The 24319-nt window shown below is 62.7% G+C and carries 22 protein-coding genes; 7 read left to right on the forward strand and 15 right to left on the reverse strand.

The window, feature by feature from the left end; genetic code table 11:
* Positions 1–316 precede the first annotated feature (316 nt).
* Positions 317–1204: a LysR family transcriptional regulator gene (locus tag QUH67_RS12565; RefSeq protein ID WP_300947010.1), complete on the reverse strand. Its 888-nt coding sequence runs from the start codon at positions 1202–1204 to the stop codon at positions 317–319.
* A gap of 113 nt (positions 1205–1317) precedes the next feature.
* On the opposite strand from QUH67_RS12565, the gene QUH67_RS12570 reads away from it, so the two are divergent.
* The 6 genes from QUH67_RS12570 (at position 1318) to glgX (ending at position 8892) form a co-directional block, all read left to right on the forward strand.
* Positions 1318–2298: a tripartite tricarboxylate transporter substrate-binding protein gene (locus tag QUH67_RS12570; RefSeq protein WP_300947011.1), complete on the forward strand. Its 981-nt coding sequence runs from the start codon at positions 1318–1320 to the stop codon at positions 2296–2298.
* 10 nt (positions 2299–2308) lie between these two features.
* The gene (locus tag QUH67_RS12575) at positions 2309–3175 is read left to right on the forward strand and encodes a class I SAM-dependent methyltransferase (RefSeq protein ID WP_300947012.1); all 867 of its coding nucleotides are present in this window, start codon (positions 2309–2311) and stop codon (positions 3173–3175) included.
* 115 nt (positions 3176–3290) lie between these two features.
* Entirely contained in the window at positions 3291–4130 is an 840-nt protein-coding gene (locus QUH67_RS12580) for an amidohydrolase family protein (RefSeq protein WP_300947013.1), read from the forward strand.
* Positions 4131–4445: 315 nt separating this feature from the next.
* A complete protein-coding gene (locus QUH67_RS12585; protein WP_300948021.1) occupies positions 4446–5447 on the forward strand; it encodes a fatty acid desaturase in 1002 nt (333 codons plus the stop codon).
* A gap of 136 nt (positions 5448–5583) precedes the next feature.
* Positions 5584–6582 (forward strand): aldo/keto reductase, encoded by a 999-nt coding sequence (locus QUH67_RS12590; RefSeq protein WP_300947014.1) that lies wholly within the window; start codon positions 5584–5586, stop codon positions 6580–6582.
* 78 nt (positions 6583–6660) lie between these two features.
* Positions 6661–8892, forward strand: coding sequence for a glycogen debranching protein GlgX (gene glgX, locus QUH67_RS12595; protein WP_300947015.1), 2232 nt, complete (start codon positions 6661–6663; stop codon positions 8890–8892).
* Between the two features lie 56 nt (positions 8893–8948).
* Here the strand turns inward: glgX and QUH67_RS12600 are convergent, their stop codons facing one another.
* Positions 8949–9917 (reverse strand): zinc-binding dehydrogenase, encoded by a 969-nt coding sequence (locus QUH67_RS12600; protein ID WP_300947016.1) that lies wholly within the window; start codon positions 9915–9917, stop codon positions 8949–8951.
* 70 nt (positions 9918–9987) lie between these two features.
* Entirely contained in the window at positions 9988–10980 is a 993-nt protein-coding gene (locus QUH67_RS12605; RefSeq protein WP_300947017.1) for an NAD(P)H-dependent flavin oxidoreductase, read from the reverse strand.
* Between the two features lie 331 nt (positions 10981–11311).
* On the opposite strand from QUH67_RS12605, the gene QUH67_RS12610 reads away from it, so the two are divergent.
* Positions 11312–11725 (forward strand): TspO/MBR family protein, encoded by a 414-nt coding sequence (locus QUH67_RS12610; RefSeq protein WP_300947018.1) that lies wholly within the window; start codon positions 11312–11314, stop codon positions 11723–11725.
* Between the two features lie 21 nt (positions 11726–11746).
* Here the strand turns inward: QUH67_RS12610 and QUH67_RS12615 are convergent, their stop codons facing one another.
* The 12 genes from QUH67_RS12615 to oxc all read right to left on the reverse strand — a co-directional run bounded on the left by QUH67_RS12615 (position 11747) and on the right by oxc (position 24288).
* Entirely contained in the window at positions 11747–12334 is a 588-nt protein-coding gene (locus QUH67_RS12615; RefSeq protein WP_300947019.1) for a sigma-70 family RNA polymerase sigma factor, read from the reverse strand.
* 91 nt (positions 12335–12425) lie between these two features.
* Positions 12426–13064 carry a ChrR family anti-sigma-E factor gene (locus tag QUH67_RS12620; RefSeq protein WP_300947020.1) on the reverse strand — a complete coding sequence of 213 codons (639 nt, stop codon included), beginning with the start codon at positions 13062–13064 and terminating at the stop codon, positions 12426–12428.
* Positions 13061–13603, reverse strand: a complete 543-nt coding sequence (locus QUH67_RS12625; RefSeq protein WP_300947021.1) for a sigma-70 family RNA polymerase sigma factor — start codon at positions 13601–13603, stop codon at positions 13061–13063. Before QUH67_RS12625 ends, QUH67_RS12620 begins: the two co-directional genes overlap by 4 nt.
* Positions 13604–13811: 208 nt before the next feature.
* Positions 13812–14891 carry a ketopantoate reductase family protein gene (locus tag QUH67_RS12630; protein ID WP_300947022.1) on the reverse strand — a complete coding sequence of 360 codons (1080 nt, stop codon included), beginning with the start codon at positions 14889–14891 and terminating at the stop codon, positions 13812–13814.
* A 146-nt stretch (positions 14892–15037) separates the two neighbouring features.
* Positions 15038–15469 (reverse strand): CBS domain-containing protein, encoded by a 432-nt coding sequence (locus tag QUH67_RS12635; protein ID WP_300947023.1) that lies wholly within the window; start codon positions 15467–15469, stop codon positions 15038–15040.
* A 267-nt stretch (positions 15470–15736) separates the two neighbouring features.
* Positions 15737–17032 (reverse strand): oxalate/formate MFS antiporter, encoded by a 1296-nt coding sequence (gene oxlT, locus QUH67_RS12640; protein ID WP_300947024.1) that lies wholly within the window; start codon positions 17030–17032, stop codon positions 15737–15739.
* 198 nt (positions 17033–17230) lie between these two features.
* The gene (locus QUH67_RS12645) at positions 17231–18739 is read right to left on the reverse strand and encodes a tripartite tricarboxylate transporter permease (protein WP_300947025.1); all 1509 of its coding nucleotides are present in this window, start codon (positions 18737–18739) and stop codon (positions 17231–17233) included.
* A gap of 24 nt (positions 18740–18763) precedes the next feature.
* Positions 18764–19258 carry a tripartite tricarboxylate transporter TctB family protein gene (locus QUH67_RS12650; protein WP_300947026.1) on the reverse strand — a complete coding sequence of 165 codons (495 nt, stop codon included), beginning with the start codon at positions 19256–19258 and terminating at the stop codon, positions 18764–18766.
* A gap of 79 nt (positions 19259–19337) precedes the next feature.
* Positions 19338–20348 carry a Bug family tripartite tricarboxylate transporter substrate binding protein gene (locus tag QUH67_RS12655; RefSeq protein ID WP_300947027.1) on the reverse strand — a complete coding sequence of 337 codons (1011 nt, stop codon included), beginning with the start codon at positions 20346–20348 and terminating at the stop codon, positions 19338–19340.
* 518 nt (positions 20349–20866) lie between these two features.
* On the reverse strand, positions 20867–21004 hold the full coding sequence (locus tag QUH67_RS12660; protein WP_300947028.1) for a hypothetical protein: 138 nt from the start codon (positions 21002–21004) through the stop codon (positions 20867–20869).
* A gap of 215 nt (positions 21005–21219) precedes the next feature.
* Positions 21220–22497: a formyl-CoA transferase gene (gene frc / locus QUH67_RS12665; RefSeq protein WP_300947029.1), complete on the reverse strand. Its 1278-nt coding sequence runs from the start codon at positions 22495–22497 to the stop codon at positions 21220–21222.
* A 57-nt stretch (positions 22498–22554) separates the two neighbouring features.
* A complete protein-coding gene (oxc, locus tag QUH67_RS12670; protein ID WP_300947030.1) occupies positions 22555–24288 on the reverse strand; it encodes an oxalyl-CoA decarboxylase in 1734 nt (577 codons plus the stop codon).
* Positions 24289–24319: the final 31 nt, after the last annotated feature.

Raw genomic sequence — 24319 nt, forward strand, 5'->3', positions numbered from 1 at the left:
TCAAAGCCGCAGATGGGAGGCGCAATTGCTATTCATTTGCAGGAGCGAGGGTGTTCCTATTTCAGAAGACATCAATGCGTGCGGTGGCCGCCCCACAACATGCCGTCGTACCTCGCGAAGGCGGGGTATCCGGTACGCCGCGGCCTATCGGTTCAATCACTGTCGCCTCTGGAATACTGGATCACCCGCCTGCACGGGTGACGACGGCCGGGTGCTTGCCGCACCCGCGGTCTCGTGTGCATAAAAGACTCTTGTGTCGCTCGCGGTTGCTGCCGCGGAACCTATCTGTTCCGCTTGCCCGACGACCCATTTCCCCTCACGCCAGAATCGATTTCACCAACTCCCGCTCTTCGAGAATGAACTCGAAGAACGCCGCAATACGCGGCACCCGCCGCAAATCGGGATGCGTCAGCAGCCGCCAGCTTCGCGACAGTTCCGGAATGGGGCCTAGTACGCGCACGAGATCCGGTTCTGCGTCGCCGAGCGAGGCGGGTAGCGGCCCCACGCCTATTCCCGACTTCACCGCGTAGATGAGGCCCAGCACGCTGTTGGTGCGCGCCGACATCTTGACGTCGGGGGCCACGTGCTGGAGCCATATCGATGCTCGGTGCATGCTGAGCGTTTCGTCGAAGCCGACGAGCTGATGGGTCGGCAAGTCGTCCACCTTCCCGGGCTTTCCATTCTGCTCGACGTAGCCGCGGCTGGCATAGACGGCCCAGATCGAATCCGCGACCTTGCGGCCGACGAGTTCGTCGTCGGTATCGCCGGAGCGGAAGGCGACGTCGGCATCGCCTTTCGACAGATCGAGGTAGCGGTCGCTGGTAACAAATTCGATCCGAAGTTTGGGGTGGCGGGCCTGGAAGCGATCGATGAGCGTAGACTTGGTCATGCGGCCGATGATCGGTTCGGGGCAGGTGACCCGGATCACACCGGTGAGGTCATGTGCCTCGTCGGAGACGCGACGCTCGAAGTCGAAAACCGTCGCTTCGATGCGCTCGGCGTAGGGTATCAAGTCCTTGCCGAATTTGGTCAGGCGGTAGCCTGATGGATGACGCTTGACCAGCGGTTGCCGGATCGCGCGTTCGAGTTCGGTCAATCGCCTTTGCACCGTCGACTGACTGAGCCCCAGGGCTTTTCCGGCCGCGATGGTGCTGCCATGCCGGGCAACGGCCAAAAGATACTTCAGATCGTTCCAGTCGAACATCGGGCGATTATGCACTTCTGGGGCGGGGTACCGCAATCCTGCGGCTTACGGCTGCCGGCACGGTCATCTAGGTTTTGCGGCCTTGATGGAGCGACCCGTTTGAGGAGATCGAAATGAAAAGCCGGGTGTGGCCGCTGATAGCGGGGTTGATCGCGATATACGTCGGCGCGTCGGTTGCGATCGCGCAGCCGGTCGGCGCCGAATGCGCGCAATCCGTCAAGATCATCGTATCGTACCCGCCTGGATCCCCGGATGATGTGATCGCAAGGATCCTTGCGCAGAAACTGTCCGAGACCGGTGGCCGTTTCCATGTCGAGAACATGCCCGGAGCGGCCGGGGCGATCGGCACTGCGGCCGCGGCCAGAGCGTCGCCGGACGGCTGCACGATGGTCATCGTCAACCAAAACTTTGTCGTGCAATCCGCGATCGGCGAAAAACTGTCTTACGACGTTCCTGAAAGCTTTGCGCCGGTCGCGCTGCTGTTGGCGGCGCCGGAAACCATTTTGGTCAACCCGTCGGTGCCTGCGACCACTATGCGGGAGCTTGCTGCGCTGGTGAGGGCAAACCCGGGCAAGTATAATTATGCCTCGCCGGGTTTTGGTTCGTCGCCGCATTTGGCCAGCGAACGGCTGTTCAAGCATTCGCTCGGGCTCGAAATCGTACACGTGCCGTTCCAGGGCGGGCCTCCCGCCGTTGCCTCGACCGTCGCCGGTCACACCCAGATTTTGCATCTCACCCTTCCGGTGGTCGCCACGCTGGTGCGCGACGGCAAGCTTCGGCTGTTGGCCATCGCGGATACAAAGCGGGCGCCGGAATTTCCCGACGTTCCAACGCTCGGCGAAGCGGGCATTGCAAACCACGATGTCGGGTTTTGGGACGGCATCATGCTTCCCAAGGGAACGCCTGACGACATCGTTGAACGAAGGTATCGGCAGGTCAGCGAGATCATGGCGTTGCCCGAGGTGAAGGATCGGTTGGGGGCGCTGGGATACACGCTGGTCAATGGCCCGCGGGCACAGTTCGCGGCGCACCTGCAGAGCGAGTTGGTCAAGTGGAAAGCCATCGTCCGCGACGGCAGGATCAAAGTCGAATGAGGTGCCTGCGATGAAAGTCGGATCTACCGTGGTTAGCGATCCCGCCACTGCGGCGGTGCGAGCGCAATGGAATCGGACGGCCAAGGGCTGGCATGACTCCGGCACCGTTATTCGGCCGTGGCTGCACCAGGCGACACAGGCCATGCTCGGAATGGCCGCCGTCACAGCCAGCTCGCATGTCCTGGACGTGGCCGCCGGCGCGGGGGACCAGACCCTTGATATCGCCGAGCGGGTAGGGCCTGGCGGCTATGTGCTGGCCACGGATCTCTCGCCCGACATTCTGCAATTCGCAGCGGAGCGGGCGGCCGCGGCGGGTCATCGCCATGTCGAGACCCGCGTGTCGGACGGACAAAAACTGCAGATCGAAGACGCGCGGTTTGACGTCGTCGTCTGCCGGCTCGGCCTGATGTTTTTCGGCGATCCGCTGCAGGGCCTGCGTGAAATGGTTCGCGTGCTCAAACCGGGCGGCACGGTCTGCACGATGGTGTTCGGGACACCGCAGGCCAATCCGTGCGTGGCAACGTTGATGTCGACGGCGCTGCGGCATGCCGGCGTGCCGCCGCCCGACCCCTATCAGTCCGGCGGATTGCTCAGTCTCGGCAAGCCCGGACTGATTGATGAATTATTCAAAGAGGCGGGATTTCTCGAAGTCGCGACGACGAAGGTCGCGGCGCCCTTCAAGCTGCCGACCGTGAAGGACTATATGAATTTCGTTCGGACTTCGGCGGGCCCCGTCATCCAGATCGTGAAGTGCATGGATCCCGCGACGGCCGAAGCGGCGTGGGCCGACATGGAAAACGCCCTCTGCCGGTATCAGCGACCGGACGGATGGGAAGGTCCCAATGAGTTGTTGTTGACGGCGGCACGGAGGCCGTAGAGCCCCAGCGGGGTTGCGCGCCGTAGAATGCATTGCAGCACAGCGCCCGCGCCCTCTGGACACGCGCCCGTCGCACTGGCCAAAATCGTCGACAAAGAGAACAGCGGAGGCGACGATGATTATCGATTCCCAGGTCCATGCCTATGAGGCGAACACCCCGAAACGGCCGTGGCACACGGTGCCGAACTGGCCGGATCACGTCACCGGCGACGAGATGGTGGCGGCGATGGACAGAGTGGGCGTTGACGGCGCGATCTTCATCTCGGCGTTCTCACTGTACCGTTACGATGCCAGCTATGCCGTGGAGGTGCAGCGGGCGCATCCCGGCCGGCTCGCCATCGTCAAGCCGCTCGATCCGGACGATCCCGGCGTCGCCGACGTCGTCGCGGAATGGAAGAAGACGCCGGGCGCGGTCGGTGTCCGCGTCATGCTGCGGAAGGAGGAGAAGCGCGCGGCTGACGATCCCGGCCTCGACCGGATCGCGCGTGCGGCCGTGCGCTACGATTTTCCGCTCAACATCCTGTGCTGGGACAATCTGGACGCCGGTATTGCGCTGATCGACCGGAATCCCGACACGCGGTTCATCATCGACCATCTCGGCATCCTACAGCCGCGCGTGCCGCCGGCGCCCGCCCAACCCTGGGCGAGCCTTCCAAAGGTGCTCGACCTCGCCAAACGTCCGAATTGCGTGATCAAGGTCAGCGGCGCCTGCACGTTGTCGCGCGAGCCGTATCCTTTTCTCGACATCTGGGATCCGCTCGCGCGCGTGTTCGACGCCTGGGGTTTTGAGCGCTGTCTGTGGGGCACGGACTGGACGCGGGCGTTCGCCGTCGTCAATTATGAACAGGCGGTCGAGCCGTTCCTCAAGACCAGCCGCCTGAGTGACGGCGAACGGGCCATGCTGATGGGCGGGGCCTGCGCCAAGGCCTATGGCTGGTCGCCCAAGAGGGATTAGCAGAACGTTAGGCAGCAGCGCGGATTGGCCGCGCGGCGTTCATGACTCGTACTTTCCCGTCCTTGACGCCACCGCGGATCGTGTCCATATGCAGATATCGACACTTGGCCGAACGGCTGGGCTGCTTTGTGTTGCCCACCTATCGGCGCGCAGGCTTCAGACCCTTCTTCCAGCATCGATCAACGGACGACGGCCCCGATTCCTCAGGTCCGCGATCTCACGTTGCACCGTCAGAAGGGGTTTTCTTTGCAAAGCACAGCTGGCCAGCGGCCCTACACGCCAGATGAGGGCTCCGGCCTCACTCCGTCGCCTGAAATCGGCGACGACGTCCTCAACGCCCGGCGCTGGCAGCGCATCCTGAGCGGCTACACCACGCCCAGCCGGCTGCGCAGCATTGCCGAGATTGCGATCACGGCTTTGCCGCTCATCGTGCTGTGGGCCGCGGCCTGGTTCGCGTTTCATCTCGGCCATGCCTGGGCTTCGTTGCTGATCGCGATCCCGGCCGCCGGCTTTCTCGTCCGCCTGTTCATGATCCAGCACGACTGTGGCCACGGCACCTTTTTTTCCGGCCGGCTGGCCAATGACTGGGTCGGCCGCGTCCTCGGCGTGCTCACGCTGACGCCCTATGACTGCTGGCGCCACACGCATGCGATTCATCACGCCACCACTGGTAATCTCGATCGCCGCGGCATCGGCGATCTCGATACGTTGACAGTCCGCGAATATCGCGCTCTGCCGGTATGGGGCCGCCTGAAATACCGGCTTTACCGCCACCCGCTGATCATGTTCGGCGTCGGGCCGGCCTATCTGTTCCTTCTGCAACAGCGGATGCCGCCAGCCGCCCTGATGCGCAAAGGGTGGCAGCCCTGGGCCAGCACGATGATGACGAATCTCGCGATCGCCGCCATCGTCGCCACGCTCACCTGGTTCATCGGCATCAAGGCGTTTCTGCTCGTGCACCTTCCGATCACGCTGCTGGCCGGCACCGCGGGCGTATGGCTGTTCTACGTCCAGCACCAGTTCGAGCACACGGTGTGGGATCGCAACGGGGGCTGGAGCCTGCAACAGGCCGCGCTGCACGGCAGTTCGCACTACGACCTGCCGGCGTGGTTGCGCTGGTTCACCGCCAATATCGGCATTCACCACGTGCATCACCTCAGTAGCCGTATTCCCTATTACCGGCTGTCGCGCGTGCTGAGTGACCACCCCGAACTGCGCGACGTCGGCCGCATCACGCTGCTGCAGAGTTTTCAGTGCGTGCGCCTGGTTTTGTGGGACGAGACGCAACGCCGCCTGGTGTCGTTCCGGGAGATATGAGCGGGATGCAGCGTAGCCGGCGGGTTACGCTGCGCTGATCCGCCCCGCAGCCGACTGTTGCCGCGCGCTCAATATCACGGTTGAGTCGCGGCCATTCGACATCGCATAATCTTCCGGATCATCCGGAGGAACAGCGATGGAAATGCGGGTCTTTGGCCGCACGAAAATGCAGATCTCGGTGCTGGGCTTTGGCTGCGGCGCGGTGGGTGGATTGATGGTGCGCGGCGATGCCGCCGACCAGGAGCGCACCGTTGCGCGCGCGATCGCGGCGGGCGTCAATTATTTCGACACGGCGGTTCAGTACGGGCACGGGCAGTCGGAAAGCAATCTCGGCCGCATCCTGCAGGCGCTGAAGCCGGCCAATGTCGTCGTCGGCACCAAGGTCCGCGTGCCGCCGGGCGAGTTTGGCCGCATCGACGATGCCGTCAAAACATCGCTCGAAGGCAGCCTGGCGCGGCTGCGCCGCGAGCGGGTCGATATCTTTCACCTGCACAATCCGATTACCGAAAGCGGCGGCGGATCGTCGCTCAGTGTCCGGCAGGTGCTCGACGAGGTCGCTCCTGCGTTCGAGCGGCAACGCCAGCAGGGCAAGATCCGCTTTCTGGGGCTGACGGCGGTCGGTGATACGGCGGCGCTGCATCAGGTGATCGAGGCGCGCGTCTTCGACAGCGCACAGGTCGTCTACAACATGCTCAATCCGTCAGCGGCGGTCGAATTGCCGACGGGCTATCCGGCGCAGGATTATGCACGGCTGTTCGATGCAACTGCGGCCGCCGGTGTCGGCGTTATCCGCATTCGGGTACTGGCCGGCGGCGCGCTATCGGGCTCGGCCGAGCGTCATCCGATCGCGAGCCCTGCGCCCGAGCCGATCGGTTCAGCGATGCACTACGGTGCCGATATCGATCGTGCGCGTCGCCTGATGCCGCTGGTGGAGGAGGGATTCGCCGCCAGCCTGATCGAAGCGGCAACGCGGTTTGCGCTGTCGCATCCGGCAATGGGCACGATTTTGGTCGGCATGGCGACGCCGCAGCAGTTCGAGGACGCGCTGGCGGCCGTGGAAAAAGGCCCGCTGCCGCAAGCCGCGCTCGACCTTCTGGCGGCGCTGCGGCAGGGATTTTCAGGCGAGCCGCGCTGAGCAGGGGCGCGCATTATTGCGTGCGGGGTGGAACTTATTGGGCGGCTGGGCGGTTGCCGCGTGAGGGGGCCGCCACGAATGAAACCGATCAAACCGTCACCGAACCAGTCACTGCTCGGCGCTGCCATGGCGTTGCGGCGCTCGACCATCCGCGAGGGCAAGCCGTTTCCGCTCGGGGCGACATGGGACGGCCTCGGCGTCAACTTCGCGCTGTTCTCGGCGCACGCCACGAAAGTCGAGCTCTGCATTTTCGATGACGCCGGCGAGTACGAGATCGAGCGCTTCGACCTGCCGGAGTACACCGACGAAGTCTGGCACGGCTACCTCCCGACCGCGCGGCCCGGCACCGTCTACGGCTATCGAGTGCACGGGTCGTACGAGCCCGACGCAGGCCATCGATTCAATCCGAACAAGCTGTTGATCGATCCGTATGCAAAACAGCTCGTCGGCGAATTGAAGTGGGCGCCGGAGCTGTTCGGTTATCAGCTCGATCATCCTGACAAGGATAAATCGTTCGATGGCCGCGACAGCGCGCCTTACATGCTCAAGTGCCGCGTGATCGATCCGGCGTTCACTTGGGGGCCGTCGCGCAAACCCGAGACGTCGTGGGCGCGCACGATCATCTACGAGATGCACGTCAAGGGCTTTACCCAGCGTCACCCGCTGATTCCGGAATCCGACCGAGGCACCTTCGCAGGCCTTTCCCATGCCGCGATCCCGGCCTATCTGCGCTCGCTCGGCGTCACCAGCGTCGAGCTGTTGCCGATCCATTCCTTCGTCGACGACAGCTATCTCGTCGACAAGGGCCTGCGAAACTACTGGGGTTACAATTCGATCGGCTTCTTTGCGCCGGAGACGCGCTATCTGCGCACCGACGGAGCCAGCGAATTCAAGACCATGATCAATCAGTTTCACGCCCATGGTCTCGAGGTGATCCTGGACGTTGTGTACAACCATACCGCCGAGGGCAACGAACTGGGCCCTACGCTGTCGTTCAAGGGGATCGACAACGCGAGCTATTACCGGCTGCTGCCGGATCAGCGCCGCTACTACATCAACGACACCGGTACCGGAAATACCGTCAACCTCTCGCATCCGCGCGTGCTGCAGATGGTGGCCGATTCGCTCCGCTATTGGGCGACCGAAATGCGGGTCGACGGATTCCGATTCGATCTCGCCACCATTCTCGCGCGCGAACCCTACGGCTTCGATGAAGGCGGCGGCTTTCTCGATGCCTGCCGGCAGGACCCGGTGCTGTCAGGCGTCAAGCTGATTGCCGAGCCCTGGGACATCGGGCCGGGCGGTTACCAGGTCGGCCAGTTTCCGCCGGGATGGGCGGAATGGAATGACAAGTTTCGCGATACGGTGCGCAGCTACTGGAAGGGCGATGCCGGGCTGTTACCCGACCTGGCGAAGCGCATTTCGGGATCGGGCGATCTCTTCAACAAGCGCGGCCGCAAACCGTGGGCCAGCATCAACTTCGTCACCGCCCATGACGGTTTCAATCTCAACGACCTCGTATCCTACAACGACAAGCACAACGAGGCGAACGGCGAAGACAACCGCGACGGCCATTCCAACAACCATTCCTGGAATCACGGCGTGGAGGGTCCGACCGACGATCCTGATATCCTGGAGCTGCGCGAGCGGCAGAAGCGGAACTTGCTGGCCACCGTGCTGCTCTCGCACGGCACGCCCATGCTGCTGGCGGGCGACGAGTTCGGCCACACGCAGAATGGCAACAACAATGCGTATGCGCAGGACAACGATATCAACTGGCCGAACTGGCTCGGGATACCGCCGAGCGGCCGGGCGCTGCGGGAATTCACCCGCCGCCTGATCGCGACCCGCAAGGCGTTTCCCATCCTGTATCGCAGCCGCTTTCTGGTCGGATCGCGCAACGAGGAACTCGACGTCACCGACGTTACATGGCTCACCCCGGCGGCCACTGAAATGACAACCGAGCAATGGCAAGACGGCAACGCCCGCTGCTTCGGCATGCTGCTCGACGGCCGTGCGCAGGAAAGCGGCATCCAGCGGCGCGGATCGGACGCGACGTTGCTGATCGTCTTTAACGCCCACCACGATGTCGTCCCGTTCACGCTGCCCGAGGTGGCCGAAGGCCGGCGCTGGGTCGGCCTGATCGACACGGCCCAGCCGGAGGCGCCGCCTGCCACGCATTCCTTCGGTCATGTCTACGATGTCACCGGCCGCTCGCTTTGCGCCTTCGCGCTCGAGGGCGCGGTAACAAGCGATCTGCGGCAGGGCGTCGGGTCTATTCTCGACGTAACAGAGCGGCCGCTGGAATAGGCGGATTACACCCGGCTAACGCGCCTGCGAACTGTAAGCTGGTCCGCGTTGCGCACCTACAGCGCCACCACGATCTTGCCGAGGTGCTGGTTGGCTTCCATGTGCTCGAACGCTGCTCCGATCTCGGCGAACGGGTAGACCTTGTCGATCGGCAACTGCAGTTTTCGCGATTCCACTGCGGCCCAGATGTCTTTGCGGACCTCGTCAAAGATCTCGCGGACTTCCTCGATGGTACGGGTTCGGAAGGTGACGCCGATATAGTTGATGCGGCGCGCGGCGTGCAGGTCGAAATTGAAGTCGCCATGGGTGCCGCCGAGCCGGCCGACATTGACGATGCGGCCCTTGACCTTGGTGGCTTTCAGATTCTGGTTTGCGACCGGGCCCGAGACCTGATCGACGATCAGATCGACGCCTTCGCCGCCGGTGGCCTGCAGCACCTGGTTGACCCAGCCGGGGTCCTTGGAGTCGATCGCGAGATCCGCACCGAATTCCTTAAGCCGGCTGCGGCGCATCGCGTCGGTGGACGAGCCGACCACGAGCTTGGCGCCCTTGAATTTTGCGATCTGCATCGCCATCAGCCCGACGCCGGAGCTGGCGCCCTGGATCAGCACGGTCTGGCCTTTCTGAAGGGCGCCTGCCGTAACGACCGCGTTGTGCATGGTGGCGAGTGCGACGGGGAGGGTGGCCGCTTCCTCAAAATTCATGTTCGATGGGGCGCGGAACAGCCGGCCGTGGTCGGCCAGCGTGTATTCGGCGAACGCCGAACCGCCCGAGCCCATGATCTTGTCGCCGACCTTGACGCCTTTGGCGTCGGGTCCGAGCTCGGCGACTTCGCCCGCCCATTCCATGCCGAGCACGGTGCCGACGCCGCCGGCCGCGCCGTGCACATGGCCCTTGGTCATGCCGAGGTCGGCGCGGTTGAGGCCGCAGGCATGGACCTTGACCAGCACCTGCGTGCCCTTTGGCGAGGGCTTTGCGACGTCGGTGATTTCGGGGCCGTTGGCGCCGTAGACATAGGCTTTCATGGGCTCTTCTCTTTATTGGAGGCGCAGGCCGCCTGTTCGGCGGCCCGTCTTGTTTCTCGCGTCAATCCGCTTATTCCGCGGCCTGGCGCTGCGCACCCGACACCATGCCCTCGAGCCGGCTGCGGATAATCGCTTCCGCGTCGCGCATGATGCGGGAGACCAGTTCGGCGCAGGTCGGAATGTCGTGGATCAGGCCCTGGACCTGGCCGGCCGACCAGATGCCCTCGTCGGCATCGCCGGTCGCATACACCATCTTGCCGCGGGCGCCGGCGACGAGTTCGCGCACGTCCTCGAATTTTGCGCCTTCCTTCTCCATCGCGACCACCTTGCTCGAGATCGCGTTCTTGGCGACGCGCGAGGTGTTGCGCATGGTGCGGAAAATCAGTTCGGTCTCGCGCTCGTCATTGGCGACGATGCGTTCCTTGACGAGCTGGTGGATCGGGCTCTCCCTGGTGCACATGAAGCGCGTGCCCATGTTGATGCCTTCGGCGCCGAGTGCCAGCGCAGCAACAAGCCCGCGGCCGTCGGCGAAGCCTCCCGAGGCGATCATCGGAATCTTGATCTTGTCGGCGGCGGCCGGGATCAGGATCAGGCCGGGCGTGTCGTCCTCGCCGGGATGGCCGGCGCATTCAAAACCGTCGATCGAGATGGCGTCGACGCCCATCCGCTCCGCCGACAGGCCATGGCGAACGCTGGTGCATTTGTGGATGATCTTGACGCCGTGCTTCTTGAACTCGTCGACATGCTCCTGCGGCTTGTTGCCGGCGGTTTCCACGATCTTGATGCCGGCCTCGATGATGGCCTGGCGATACTCGGCGTAAGGCGGGGGCTTGATCGCGGGCAGGATGGTGAGATTGACCCCAAACGGCTTGTCGGTCATCTCGCGGCAGCGCGCGATTTCCTTGGTGAGATCCTCCGGTGTCGGTTGGGTCAGCGCGGTGATCAGCCCGAGCGCACCGGCGTTGGAGACGGCGGCGACGAGTTCGGCGCGTCCCACCCATTGCATGCCGCCCTGGACGATCGGGTGTTCAACGCCAACAAGCTCGGTGAATCGCGTCTTCATGTCTGCCCTCTGGTTTCCATGAGCATTTTCCGGCTGGAGAATGCTCTTTCCTGTCATTTTTGACGGCGGGATCGTCCGGACGTCATTTTGTGAGATTTCGTAGGGCAGGATGCCGTCACCCCCCGCAAAAGTCTACCGGGGCGGAACGGGCCTCAGGGCAACGCCAGCATGCAAAAGCGCGGCTTGTTCCGCAGTGCGAACAGTCCCGCCAAGGGGCCAGCGGTTGCGTTGCCGATTTGATCCGCGGATATTCGTTCGACGTTCTAGGTAGTGCCACGAGGGGACAAGGCGACCGATGCGACATTTGCGGCTAGCGATCTTTGTCGTCCTCGTGGTCAGTGCGGGCTTTGCGACAGGCCTGCTCAACCCGCCAGGAGGTTGGTATGCCGCGCTCGCCAAGCCGTGGTTCAGTCCGCCAAACTGGGTCTTTGGCCCGGTCTGGTCCATCGTCTATCTGCTTGTGGCCATCGCGGGCTGGCGAACCTGGGAACGTGACCGCCATTCGATGGCGATGACGCTGTGGTGGGCGCAGATGGCGCTCAACTTGCTGTGGTCCCCGGTCTTCTTTACCGCGCACTGGCCGGGCGTGGCGCTTGTCGTAATATTGTCGCTTCTCGCCGCGATCTTGGCCTTCGTCGCAAGGCAGTGGCCCGATGACAGGATTTCGGCCGGACTTTTTATCCCGTACGCCGCCTGGGTCGTCTTTGCATCCGCGCTTAATTTCGCAATCGTTCGCCTCAACTAGCAGCAAGCATGGAAAACCCGATCAGCTCGCCGCCTGGGCCTCGAATGCCGCGCAGTCATTTCGCACCGTTTCCAGCGTTCGCCGCAGCCAGGTCTTGATGGTGCCGACTGGCACGCCAAAACGTTTCGACAATGATTGCCGGCTTTCGCCGTCGATATAGGCGAGCGACAGCAGCGTCTGGCGGTCATGCGGAAGCTGGCGGATTGCGGTCGCGGCGATCGGCCGGGCGCGGTCGTAGTCGAAATCGTCGCCGCCGTCCGGCACTGGTTCCGGCATCGACAAGGCGAGGTCCAGATCGGTGGTCGGCAGCGTCTTGAGGCGGAGCGCATCGATTGCGGTGTTGCGGGCGATCACGGACATCCAGCTGATCGGGGAGGATCGATCCGGATCGAAGTTATGAGCGCTCCGCCAGATTTTTAGGTACGCATCCTGAAGGATGTCCTCGATATCGGCGCCGCGAGAGTGAACAACGGATATCGTCTTGCGCATCTTCCGGCTGGTCAGCGCGTAGAGTTCGGAGAAAGCGGCGTCTTCGCCCTCGGCGGCGCGGGCGATCAGTGCGGAGAGATGGTCCCTGCTTTCTGCGGTCGATGCTGTTCCGATTTTCATCCGATGGTCCCGGGTTGAAGCGTGCTCCCGGGTAGAAACGATTCCATCGGGCGGCTGGATCACCGGAACGGATTGGACGGGATCATTTGTCTCAGAGCCGAACGAAGGGACCAATGAGGCGGCCGAAGAAGCCGTTGATCCGGAGATCGCCGGTCATGGCCACCAGGCAGAGGCAGGGCTCGCCTTCGCCGACGGTCGGCTGGTGATCGAGCGTATCGTCGCCAAAATCGAAATCGCCCGGGCCGAACCGGCCGCCCTCGTGGCTGAAGCTGCCCCGCAGGACGCAGGTCAGTTCCGTCCCTGTATGGGTATGCTCGAGCATATGCGTGCCAGGGTCCGACCGGAGCAGGAACGCGCGCGAGCTTGACCGGCCCGGCAATTCGATCGGCCGCATGCTGACGCCCGGGGCGACCCAGCGGCGCCGTCCGATGCGGTAATGCCTCAGCACTTTTGGCAGATCGTCATCCGTGGAGCGGTCGGCAAGCGCATGGGAATGGGACGGCGATTGGCCAGCCTTGTCCATGACGGCCTCGAACGCGCCGGCCTTCATTGCGGCAGGTTCGGTGGCCTCGAGCGCCGATCCGCCGACACCTTCGATCGCACGCACCAGCCGCCGGCATGCCGGACAGCCCGACACATGGACGGCGACGGCGAGATGTTCGCCGGGATCGAGGGTCCCGGCGGAAAAACCTGCCAGCAATTCCGCAGGAGGATGATGCATCACACTCATTTCGTTTCGTCCAACATGGCTCGCAGCCGGTTCATCGCCAATCTGATCCTGGATTTCACCGTCCCCAGAGGTATCCCGAGCGCACCGGCGATTTCCGGATGTGGGCGCTCCTCGATGAACGACAGCCGGATCGCCATGGATTGCTCCTCGGAGAGGCTCGACAGCGCCCGCGCGATGCGGCCGGCCTCGTCATTGCGAGCCATGACGTCATCGGCCGGCTCGGCCGGATCGACGAGGTAATCGAGTTCGGCGTCCAGATCGACAGTGCCCGTGCGGGCCGCCCGCCGTACCGCGTCGATCCGGAGGTTTCGGGCAATCGTGTAGATCCAGGCGGCAGCGCCCGCGGAGACTGGATCGAACTGCACAGCCTTCCGCCATACCGCAAGCAGGGTTTCCTGCGCGATTTCCTCCGCATCGTCGCTGCTGGCGCCGGTCTTCAGCATCAAACCCTTCACGCGCGGGGCAAAATGCTCGAACAGGCGCTGGAACGCCTCGCGGTCACCGTCAGCGACGCGCCCGATCAGGGTCGCCCACTCCACCGTCAGTCTGGGCCTTTCGTTGCATGGTCGCCAACCCGTCCGGAATGGTACCGTCGGGCGCGGCGTTCTTGACAGCATTCGGATCGTTTGGAAACCACGAGACATTGCGCCGCTCAAGGGGAACTTGTCGTAGGTAAACGAGCGGGACCGGCGTTTGGATCACTCGATTTGCGGGGCGGGGCGGCGCCGCCACAACATCCCTTAAGACCTACGCCACGGCGATCCGAGTACCTCGCATCGCGCCGGCCATGTAGCCCTCATTGAGTTTCTGGTCGACGATCTGGACCGTACGGTCGATTTCGGCATTGGGGATGCCAAGTTGATGGGAAATCAGTTTCACCAGCAGGTCCACGCGCTCGATGGCAGGTGAACCACCGGCGACCGCCCGGGCCGCTGACGACGGTTTCAAAAGGCTTTCCGCGGCCTTGGCGTATTTCTCGAAAGGCACTTGATCGGCGGGATCGGCGCCCAGGCGGTGGGCGATTCGGTCGACATGGTCATAGATCGACTGCGAGAGACTGATATCGCCGTGCACCGCGTCGCGGATCGATCGCGGATCCTGCGGCGTGAAACAGCGGTAGTTGCCGGTCAGCAGCATCGACCATTTCGCCAGAGGGACGAACATCGAATCGAATAGCTTGAGTTTTACCGGAACATCCTGGCCATCCAGCCGCACCGCATCAATGTCAGCTTCCAGCTCCCGAAGCAGCAGATTGTGCTGGTCATCCGCAAATGACGCTGCCTTGAAGTTTGTCGGCAGGCCGACATGAAGGACATTCGCCGCATCCTCCGGAGGACGGAAGGCCTGCGGATCCGGGGAGCAGAGCGACATCAGGCCCGGTTCAAACCGATCCCATACCGCAGCGTTGGTATAGGCCATCTCCAGCTCCATTTCCGCAAGCGCCGGGATGCGCTTGAGATACGGCAGAGGGGGCATGTTCATGATTGAAAGGCAAGGCAGGCGCGCTTCTGCAATATTGATCATCAGAAGCCGCATCGTGCGTGCGGCGTATTGCGGCTCCTGCATCGCAAGGCCGACCAGATCATAGCGGGAAGGATCGACGTCGCCGGGCTCGACCGCGTCGAGGACACCAGGCAGGTCGCGTGAGAGGATCGGCCGGTGCGCGGCTTCGTCGCGCAGCTTGATGCGGACTTCCGTGCCGTCACGGTTGATGAGTTCGGCCGTTTGTTTTCGGCAAACCAGGGTCACGTTGTGACCCGCCATCAGGAGCTTTGTTGCGAGCAGCGAGCCGTACGAGGCCCCGAGGATCAGGATATTACGCGCCATGCGTCCTCGCAAAGATGATGTTTTCCGGCACGCCGAAATGTCGGCGCAGGTTTGGGAGCGCCTGTTTTGCGACAGGAGGTGAGCCCGGTTTTGCGGTGGGATGTCGTCCTTCCCGGGGAGAGCGCCCCGGGGTAGGAAGGCGGAGTTCAGCCGGTCGCGGCGAGCTGGAACGGCGTGGCTTCGTCATCGAACGCGGTCGAGATGTCGCGAATGCTGACGACGCCGATCAGGCTGTAATTGTCGATCACGGGCACGTGGCGGATGTGATGCTTGCTCATGAGGTGACGGACGTGCTCGAGCGTATCCGTCGGCGTGCAGCAGACGAGTTGCTGTACGGAGATGAATTGCGACACGCGCATGTTGATGCCGGCGGCGCCGTGCTCGGCGACCGCGCGCACGACATCGCGTTCGGTGAACATGCCGACCGCGGTGTTGCCCTCGGTGCGAACGACATCCTTCACCACCAGCGCGCTGATATTGCTGGAGCGCATCAGTTGCGCGGCAATCGCGACTGTTTCGTTCATGCGGACCGTTGCGACACGGGCGGTCTTCTTGCGCAGGATATCTCCGACTTGCATGGCAACCTCCTTGATGAACTATAGACGAAGTCTGGTATACATAATGCCAATTGTCAACACGCGTGGTAATGGAAATCTGACGTCGAGCTAACGATAAACAGGCAGTCTTACTGACGTTTTCCGTCCGGTGACGGGGCCGGCGCAGAACAGATTGTGTCTCTGCTCCGGTCCATATGCCTTCAGGTATACCAGAGGCGGTCCGGGCAAAAGAAACGCGCCCATCCCGGAGGATGAGCGCGCCTATTTGGAGATAACCGATCCGTTGGATCAGGCCGCTATCTGCGATCTGGCGACGACGGATTTGCGCCACGGCTTGAGCACGGCGATCGCGAGCACGGAGGCCAGGATGTTTGCACCGGCAGCGACGATGAACACGTTGTCCCAGGTGCCTGAAGACTGCTGCATGTAGTTCGCCACCGGCACCAGCAGCGCCGCGGTGCCCTTTGCCGTGTAGAGCAGGCCGGCATTGGTGGTCGCGAACTTCGAACCGAAGGTATCGGTGCAGGTCGACGGGAACAGCGAGTAGATCTCACCCCAGGCAAAGAACACGAAGCCCGACAGCAGCACGAACCAGACCGGATCGTGACCGAGCATGTAGAGGCCCCAGATGCCGATGCCTTCCATGCCGAATGCAATGAACATGGTGTTCTCACGCCCGATCATGTCCGAGATCCAGCCGAAGAAGGGGCGGGTCAGGCCATTGAGCACGCGGTCGATCGTGGCCGCGAACGTTACGGCCGTCATCGTCACCGCCATCAGCGTGACCGGCACACTGTCGACCTTCCAGTCGACGGCGATCGGCTTGAGGTTGGCGGTGACCATCAATCCGCCGGCGCCGACGATCACGAACATGAAATACATCAGCCAGAAGATCGGCTGACGGATCACCTCGGTCGGCTGATAATTGCGCCTTGTCTGGATGACGTTGGCGTTCTGCGTCACAGCAGGCACTTGTCCGGCCTTCGGCGAGAACAGGAAGAAGGCGAGGATCACGATGATGATGCCTTGGCCAAGTCCGAAATACAGGAAAGTGGTCTGGAAGCCGGAGTCCTTGATCATCGCCTGGATCGGCGCGACCGTCAGCGCCGATCCAGCGCCGAAGCCGGCGGCGGTGATGCCGGCGGCGAGGCCTCGCTTATCGGGAAACCATTTCAGCGCGTTGCCGACACAGGTGCCGTACACGCCCCCGGCGCCGATGCCGGCGACGATCATGCCGAGATAGTAGCCATTGAGCGTGGTTGCCTGCGCGTTGATCGCCCAACCGATCGCGCACAGCACGCCGCCGACCAGGACGACGATTCGCGGACCGTATTTGTCAACGAACCAACCTTCGACCGGCACCAGCCAGGTCTCGAACAGCACGAAAAGGGTGAATGCCCACTGGATCGAAGCGCGATCCCATCCGAACTTTTTCTGGATGTCCGGAACGAAGAAAGTCCAGCCATATTGGTAGTTCGCAATCATCACCATCGCGAGCACGCCGATGGTCAATTGGGTCCAGCGATACGCGTCACTGACCCGAGCCGCCTCAACGGGGGCTGCTCCTTGAACTGTATCCGTCATCTTCCCTCCATAGGCTGTTTCTATTTTACGACAGCTCGATGCGAGAGATTGGTATATGTTATGCCAGTAGACAAGAGAAATCTTGTCAGAATGTCGCAGTTTCTTTTGCGTCGGTGATTGCTGCATTCGCGAACGAAAAAAGGCGGGGCATCGAATGCCCCGCCTCGCCACATCAGGATTTTATTGGTTCTTGTAGGCTTATGCCGGCTTGTGAACCTCGCCGCGCAGCCGGGTGTAGCCCTGCTGAATCAGCGACCAGAACAGCGCGACCAAACCGAGCGCCATGATGGTGCTGACCAGCGTGTTGGAGAAGAAGATGCCGAGCGATCCCTGAGATCCCAGCAGCGATTGCCTGAAGGCTTCTTCGGCCTTGTCGCCGAGCACAATCGCAAGCACCAGCGGCGCGAGCGGATAGTTGCACTTCTTGAGCAGGTAGCCGATCACGCCGAACACCAGCATCAGCACCACGTCGAACGTCGAACTGTGGACTGAATAGGCGCCGATCGCGCAGAGCACCAGGATGAGCGGCGCGATGATGCTGAAGGGCACGCGCAGGATGGCGGCGAACACTGGCACACACGTCAGGACGACGATCAGGCCGACGATATTGCCGAGATACATCGAGGCGATCAGGCCCCAGACGAATTCCTTCTGTTCGACGAACAGCATCGGCCCAGGCTGCAGGCCCCAGATCAGTAGGCCGCCGAGCAGCACGGCCGCCGTCGGCGACCCCGGCACGCCGAGCGAAAGCATCGGCAGCAGGGCTGCAGTGCCCGCGGCATGCGCCGCGGTCTCCGGCGCAACCACGCCTTCGATTTCGCCCTTGCCGAAATTGCTGCCGCGCTTTGAGACGCGCTTGGCGATGCCGTAGCTCATGAACGAGGCGGGGGTCGCACCGGCCGGCGTGACGCCCATCCAGCAGCCGATCAGGCAGGAGCGCACTGAGGTAACCCAGTAGGACGGCAATTCTTTCCAGGTCTGGATCACCACGCGCAGGTTGATCTTGGCGTTGCCGCCGCGGAAGGCCAGTCCTTCCTCCATCGTCAGCAGGATCTCGCCGATGCCGAACAGCCCGATGACGGCGATGAGGAAGTCGAAGCCGTTGAGCAGATGGGTGATGCCGAAGGTCAGCCGCAACTGTCCGGTGATGGAATCGAGGCCGACCGCAGCCAGCGCAAAGCCGATCATCATGGCCGCGATGGTCTTGAACGGCGGCTCCTTGCTGAGGCCGACGAAACTGCAGAACGCCAAGAAATAAACCGCGAATTTTTCGGCGGGCCCGAATTGCAGGGCGAAGCTTGCGACCAGCGGCGCCACCAGCGTGATCATTACGACGGCGAACAGCGCGCCGACAAAGGAGGAGGTGAACGCCGCGGTCAGGGCTTCGCCGGCCTTGCCCTGCTGCGCCATTGGATAGCCGTCGAAGGTCGTCGCCACCGACCATGGCTCGCCCGGGATGTTGAACAAGATCGAGGTGATCGCCCCACCGAACAACGCGCCCCAGTAGATGCAGGAAAGCATGATGATGGCCGAGGTCGGCGGCATGCTGAAGGTCAACGGCAGCAGGATCGCAACGCCGTTAGCGCCGCCGAGGCCCGGCAGCACGCCGATCAGCACGCCCAGCACGATGCCGAGGACCATGACCATGATATTGAAGGGTTGCAGCGCTACCGCAAAGCCGTGAAACAGATTGACGAGTTCTTCCATCGTGATTCCTGCCGCTGCGCGTAGTTAGAGACCGAGCCATTCTTCGACCGGCCCCTTCGGGAGCGGAACCAAGAACCAGCGTTCGAAAATGAAATAGGTAATGATGGGCATGCCGAGCGAGACGGCCAGCACCGTCAGCCACGGGTATTTGCCCAGCCATCGCATGAACCAGGCGATGAAGACCATCGAGGCGATGTAGAGGCCGGTGAACGGCATCGCGCCGACATAGATCGCGGTCGGAATCACGACGCTCATGACCTGGCGGAGTTGTCCCCATTCCGCGAACAGCCCGTCATCGCCGTCGCGCAACCCGTTCCACAGGTTGATCGCACTTGAGGCTACGATGAAGATCCCGATGTAGAAGGGGAAGAAGCCGGCGCGCGGACCTTCCGCGCCCCAGTTGACGCCCGCCTTCAGGCTGCCGGCGATCACGATCGCGCCGAACAGGGCGATGAGAAGGGTGACACCTGCCTCCACGAGCTTGTGGGCGGGGCCTGCGTTGCTTGAACCTGTTGTCATCGAAACTCCATGCGAAGCCGGGCCTCGGCCTGCAAGGCCCGGCGTCGGTGCTGCGGTCCGTCGTGGCTCAATCGTTCGGTCAGTTTCCCGCCGAAGCGAGGAAGCCGGCGTCCTTCATCAGCGTCTCGTGACGCTTTTCCTCGCCCTCGACCCATTTGGCGTAATCCGCCCCGGTCAGGAACGTGGTGTTGAACGCGCCGCTTTTCATGAAGTCCTGCCACTCGGGCGTGGCGCGGACCTTCTTGAAGAGATCGATGTAATATTCGACCTGGTCCTTGGTTGCCTTCGGCGCCATGAAGATGCCGCGCAGCATCAGGTATTCCATGTCGAGGCCCTGCGACTTGCAGGTCGGAATATCCTTCCAGCTCTTGCCGTCCGCGACCTGCTCGTCGTAGCTCATCGGCTGGGCATCGAACACGCAGAGCGGACGCAGCTTGCCGCCGCGCCATTGGGCGACAGCCTCGATCGGGTTGTTGACGGTGGAATCGACGTGGTTGCCGACCAGCTGAACGGCGACTTCGCCGCCGCCCTTATAGGGGATGTAGGTGAACTTGCTGCCGGTGGTCTTCTCGACCGCGACCGTGATGATCTGGTCTTCCTGCTTCGAGCCGGTGCCGCCCATCTTGATGGAGCCCGCGGGCGCTGCCTTCACCGCTTCGATGTATTCCTTGGCGGTCTTGTAAGGCTTGTCGGCATTCACCCACAGCACGAATTCGTCGAGCGCCAGCATGGCCACCGGCGTCAGATCCTTCCAATTGAAGGGGATGCCCGTCGCCAGCGGGGTGGTGAAGAGGTTGGATAGTGTGATGATGATCTTGTGCGGGTTGTTGGCTGATCCTTTGACGTCGAGAAAGCCTTCGCCGCCGGCGCCGCCCGATTTGTTGATGACAACCATAGGCTGTTTCATCAAATTGTGCTTGGTGACGATGCCTTGAATCGTTCGCGCCATCTGATCGGCGCCGCCGCCGGTGCCGGCGGGCACGATGAATTCGACGGGCCGCACCGGTTCCCATGCCGCGAACACGGGTAGTGTTCCGATGGCGAACAGCGCAGCTAGTGCCCCCAATGCGGTATGTGCAGCATGTTTCATGTATCTCACTCCCATCCAGTTATCGTTATGCCGGTCTGTCGCCGGCTTGGTTCATTGCAAGCGCCCACGTAGGCCTTCTCGCATTCATGACCGTCTCACTGCAATGGTTCCATTGCTGCAACCGATGCAAGCTTGAATTGTACGGGAGACTTGGCCGAGCGACATCCGCTCCTTTCGGCCAAAGGGGGAGTTGTGGAAAAGGGGAAGCGGCGCGCGAAATCGCCGGCGCTTGTGGCCCCATCGCCCTGGCTGTCCTTGTGGACTGCACGGCCTACCTCCCAAAGCGCTGCCATTTACCGAGCGCCGTTGGAAGGCATCTTTGTATGCGATATGCCAGGACGCAACGGGGATAATGCTTCCAATCGCCCTCCCGGCTGATTTGTCGCAGCCCTTGCTAAATGTACGCGGCAAGTTGCACAAAAAATGGCCCCGGAGGTCCGGGGCCATGGATGGTCCATTCATTCAGGCCAAGCGATTGGTCCGGTCGGACACGACCGCGAAAGCCTGTATTTTAAGGCTTAAAGACCGAAATAGGGCAGGTCGCCGTTGCGGACGGCGATGCGGCTGCTGGCGGTGAGCAGGCGGTCGATCACGGCCATCAGGCGGCCGAACAGGGTGCTGGAGGGCAAGAGGCCGATCGATGCAGTCTTGGACATGTGGGTCCCCTTTTCGTGGTGCGGAGCAGCGCCGCTTCATGATCTAAGGACATTTATGTATGCCAGATGCCAGAAAACAACGGGCTTGTTTGCATAGCAGCAAGCGAAAGGGTGCATTGCAACATTAGGTGGATGTGGCATTCCACGCCGGGCATCCCAGACGGCAAAAAGGCCGCCGGAAGCCGGCGGCCTTTGTATTCAGGGTACAAGCAGGCTTATTCGGCCGCCTGCTTCCGTGGCGGGTCGAGCGCGCCGGAATCGTGGATTTCGGCGACCTGGTGATCGCTGAAGCCGAGTACCTGGCGCAGGATCTCGTCGGTGTGCTCGCCGAGCAGCGGGGAGCGTGTCACCTCGCTGGGAGAGTCCGACAGCTTGATCGGGTTGCCGACCGAGATGTACTTGCCGCGGGTCGGATGATCGACCTCGACTACGGTGCCGGTGGCGCGCAGCGACTGGTCTTCGGCGATCTCCTTCATCGACAGGATCGGGCCGCAGGGGATGTCGTCCTTGTTGAGGATTTCCATCGCCTCGAATTTTGTCTTCGTCATGGTCCACTGTTCGATGCGCGCGAAAATCTCGTTCAGCCGCGACAGCCGGGCCGGCGGCTTGGCGTAGTTCGCATCGGTCTTCCAGGTCGGCTCGCCGATCACGTCGCAGATCTTCTCCCACACCGGCGCCTGGGTGATGAAGTAGATGTAGGCGTTGGGATCGGTTTCCCAGCCTTTGCATTTGAGGATGCGGCCGGGCTGGCCGCCGCCGGAATCGTTGCCGGCGCGCGGCACGGCATCGCCGAACGGAATGCCTTCGCCGAACTGGCTGTATTCCTTCAGCGGACCATGGGCGAGGCGCTGCTGGTCGCGCAGTTTTACGCGGGCGAGGTTCAGAACGCCGTCCTGCATCGCGGCGGTGACCTTTTGGCCCTTGCCGGTGACGGTGCGCTGATAAAGCGCGGTGACGATGCCAAGCGCCAGATGCAATCCGGTGCCGCTGTCGCCGATCTGCGCACCGGTGACGAGCGGCAGCCCATCGCGGAAACCGGTGGTCGAGGCTGCACCGCCGGTGCACTGGGCGACGTTCTCATACACCTTGCAGTCCTCGTACGGCCCGGGGCCAAAACCCTTGATCGAGGCCACGATCATCTTGGGGTTGATGCTCTGGATCTTCTCCCAGGGAAAACCCATGCGGTCGAGCACGCCGGGGCCGAAATTTTCCACCAGCACGTCGCAAGTCTTGATCAGTGCGGTGAGGACTTCCTTGCCCTTCGGGTTCTTGGTGTCGAGCGTGATCGAGCGCTTGTTGTGGTTCAGCATGGTGAAATACAGGCTGTCCACATTCGGAATGTCCTGCAGCTGGCCGCGCGTGATGTCGCCGACGCCGGGACGCTCGACCTTGATCACGTCGGCGCCAAACCAGGCCAGCAATTGCGTGCAGGTCGGTCCCGACTGGACGTGGGTGAAATCGAGAATGCGAACGCCCTTGAGCGCCTTTGTCATCGTGTTGCTCCGTACTGTGTCTATCTGCCTGTGCAGGATGAAATGGGTTGAAGTCGGTTATTTCTTTTTTTGCAGGACGCTTTGCGGGTTGAGGTTGCCGATGCGGCCGCTCTCGGAGCCGGCCGCCGGATCGATCACGGCGTTGATCAGCGTCGGCTTGCCGGAATCCATCGCGGCGTTGACAGCGCGCTTGAGCTCATCGGGCGAGGTGGCGTTGACGCCCACGCCGCCGAAGGCTTCCATCATCTTGTCGTAGCGCGAGCCCTTGACGAACACGGTGGTTGCCGGATCCGAACTCGCGCCATTGACGTCGGTGCCGCGGTAGATGCCGTCATTGTTGAAGATGACGATGCAGACCGGCAGCTGATAGCGGCAGATGGTCTCGACTTCCATGCCCGAAAAGCCGAAGGCCGAGTCGCCTTCGACCGCCAGCACCGGATGGCCGGTTTCGACAGCGGCCGCAATCGAATAGCCCATGCCGATGCCCATCACGCCCCAGGTGCCGACGTCGATGCGCTTGCGCGGCTTGTACATGTCGATGACGCCGCGGGCGAGGTCGAGCGTGTTGGCGCCTTCGTTGACGAAGATCGCGTCCGGCCGCTCCTTGACGATGGTACGCAGCACGCCGAGCGCGCCGTGATAATCCATCGGCGAGGCGTTGCTCATCAGCTTCGGCGCCATCTTGGCGACGTTCTCGTCGCGCTTCTTGGACACCGTGGCGAGCCATTCGGCCGGCGCGGACTGCCAGTTGCCACCCATGCCCGCGAGCAACGCGGAGACGCAGGAGCCGATATCGCCGACGACGGGAGCGACGATCTCGACGTTGGAATCCATCTCCTTCGGCTCGATGTCGATCTGGATGAATTTCTTCGGGGCATCGCCCCAGGTCTTGCCCTTGCCATGCGACAGCAGCCAGTTGAGGCGGGCGCCGATCAGCATGACAACGTCCGCGTCCTTCAGCACGGTGGAGCGAGCCGCACCTGCCGATTGCGCATGGGTGTCCGGCAGCAAGCCCTTGGCCATGCTCATTTGCAGGAACGGCGCGCCGGTCTTTTCGACGAAAGCTCGGATATCGTCGTCGGCCTGCGCGTAGGCCGCGCCTTTGCCGAGAATGATGAGAGGTTTCTTGGCCCCCTTGAACACGTCGAGCGCGCGCTTGACGGCGGACGGGGCGGGGATCTGGGCGGGTGCGGCGTCGATCACTTTCACCAGCGACTTCGCGCCGGCGGCCGCATCCATCACCTGGCCGAACAGCTTGGCGGGCAGATCGAGATAGACGCCGCCCGGACGACCCGAGACGGCGGCGCGGATGGCGCGGGCCAGGCCGATGCCGATGTCGGCGGCATGCAGCACGCGGAAAGCCGCCTTGCAGAGCGGCTTTGCGATCGCGAGCTGGTCCATCTCTTCATAGTCGCCCTGCTGCAGGTCGACGATTTCGCGTTCGGAGGAGCCCGAGATCAGGATCATCGGGAAGCAGTTGGTGGTGGCGTGGGCCAGCGCGGTGAGGCCGTTGAGGAAGCCGGGCGCGGAGACGGTGAGGCAGACGCCGGGCTTCTTGGTCAGATAGCCGGCGATCGAGGCGGCATAGCCGGCGTTCTGCTCGTGGCGGAACGACAGCACGCGAATGCCCGCAGCCTGCATCATGCGGCCAAGGTCCGTAATCGGGATGCCCGGCACACCATAGATGGTGTTGATGCCGTTGAGCTTGAGGGCGTCGATGACGAGATGAAAGCCATCCGTCAGCTCCTGCTCGGTGCCCGGTGCTTCGGACTTGGTCGCGGTATTCAGCATGGGCTTCATCTCCCTGGTCATTGTATCGGAC

It is taken from the genome of Bradyrhizobium roseum (genome assembly GCF_030413175.1).
Lineage (GTDB): Bacteria > Pseudomonadota > Alphaproteobacteria > Rhizobiales > Xanthobacteraceae > Bradyrhizobium > Bradyrhizobium roseum.

What these genes read in the sequence shown, in the direction of transcription:
- QUH67_RS12565 (WP_300947010.1), bottom strand. Translation starts at nt 1,204, where the DNA reads ATGTTCGACTGGAACGATCTGAAGTATCTTTTGGCCGTTGCCCGGCAT.
- QUH67_RS12570 (WP_300947011.1), top strand. Translation starts at nt 1,318, where the DNA reads ATGAAAAGCCGGGTGTGGCCGCTGATAGCGGGGTTGATCGCGATATAC.
- QUH67_RS12575 (WP_300947012.1), top strand. Translation starts at nt 2,309, where the DNA reads ATGAAAGTCGGATCTACCGTGGTTAGCGATCCCGCCACTGCGGCGGTG.
- QUH67_RS12580 (WP_300947013.1), top strand. Translation starts at nt 3,291, where the DNA reads ATGATTATCGATTCCCAGGTCCATGCCTATGAGGCGAACACCCCGAAA.
- QUH67_RS12590 (WP_300947014.1), top strand. Translation starts at nt 5,584, where the DNA reads ATGGAAATGCGGGTCTTTGGCCGCACGAAAATGCAGATCTCGGTGCTG.
- glgX (WP_300947015.1), top strand. Translation starts at nt 6,661, where the DNA reads ATGAAACCGATCAAACCGTCACCGAACCAGTCACTGCTCGGCGCTGCC.
- QUH67_RS12600 (WP_300947016.1), bottom strand. Translation starts at nt 9,917, where the DNA reads ATGAAAGCCTATGTCTACGGCGCCAACGGCCCCGAAATCACCGACGTC.
- QUH67_RS12605 (WP_300947017.1), bottom strand. Translation starts at nt 10,980, where the DNA reads ATGAAGACGCGATTCACCGAGCTTGTTGGCGTTGAACACCCGATCGTC.
- QUH67_RS12615 (WP_300947019.1), bottom strand. Translation starts at nt 12,334, where the DNA reads ATGAAAATCGGAACAGCATCGACCGCAGAAAGCAGGGACCATCTCTCC.
- QUH67_RS12620 (WP_300947020.1), bottom strand. Translation starts at nt 13,064, where the DNA reads ATGAGTGTGATGCATCATCCTCCTGCGGAATTGCTGGCAGGTTTTTCC.
- QUH67_RS12630 (WP_300947022.1), bottom strand. Translation starts at nt 14,891, where the DNA reads ATGGCGCGTAATATCCTGATCCTCGGGGCCTCGTACGGCTCGCTGCTC.
- QUH67_RS12635 (WP_300947023.1), bottom strand. Translation starts at nt 15,469, where the DNA reads ATGCAAGTCGGAGATATCCTGCGCAAGAAGACCGCCCGTGTCGCAACG.
- oxlT (WP_300947024.1), bottom strand. Translation starts at nt 17,032, where the DNA reads ATGACGGATACAGTTCAAGGAGCAGCCCCCGTTGAGGCGGCTCGGGTC.
- QUH67_RS12645 (WP_300947025.1), bottom strand. Translation starts at nt 18,739, where the DNA reads ATGGAAGAACTCGTCAATCTGTTTCACGGCTTTGCGGTAGCGCTGCAA.
- QUH67_RS12650 (WP_300947026.1), bottom strand. Translation starts at nt 19,258, where the DNA reads ATGACAACAGGTTCAAGCAACGCAGGCCCCGCCCACAAGCTCGTGGAG.
- QUH67_RS12655 (WP_300947027.1), bottom strand. Translation starts at nt 20,348, where the DNA reads ATGAAACATGCTGCACATACCGCATTGGGGGCACTAGCTGCGCTGTTC.
- QUH67_RS12660 (WP_300947028.1), bottom strand. Translation starts at nt 21,004, where the DNA reads ATGTCCAAGACTGCATCGATCGGCCTCTTGCCCTCCAGCACCCTGTTC.
- frc (WP_300947029.1), bottom strand. Translation starts at nt 22,497, where the DNA reads ATGACAAAGGCGCTCAAGGGCGTTCGCATTCTCGATTTCACCCACGTC.
- oxc (WP_300947030.1), bottom strand. Translation starts at nt 24,288, where the DNA reads ATGCTGAATACCGCGACCAAGTCCGAAGCACCGGGCACCGAGCAGGAG.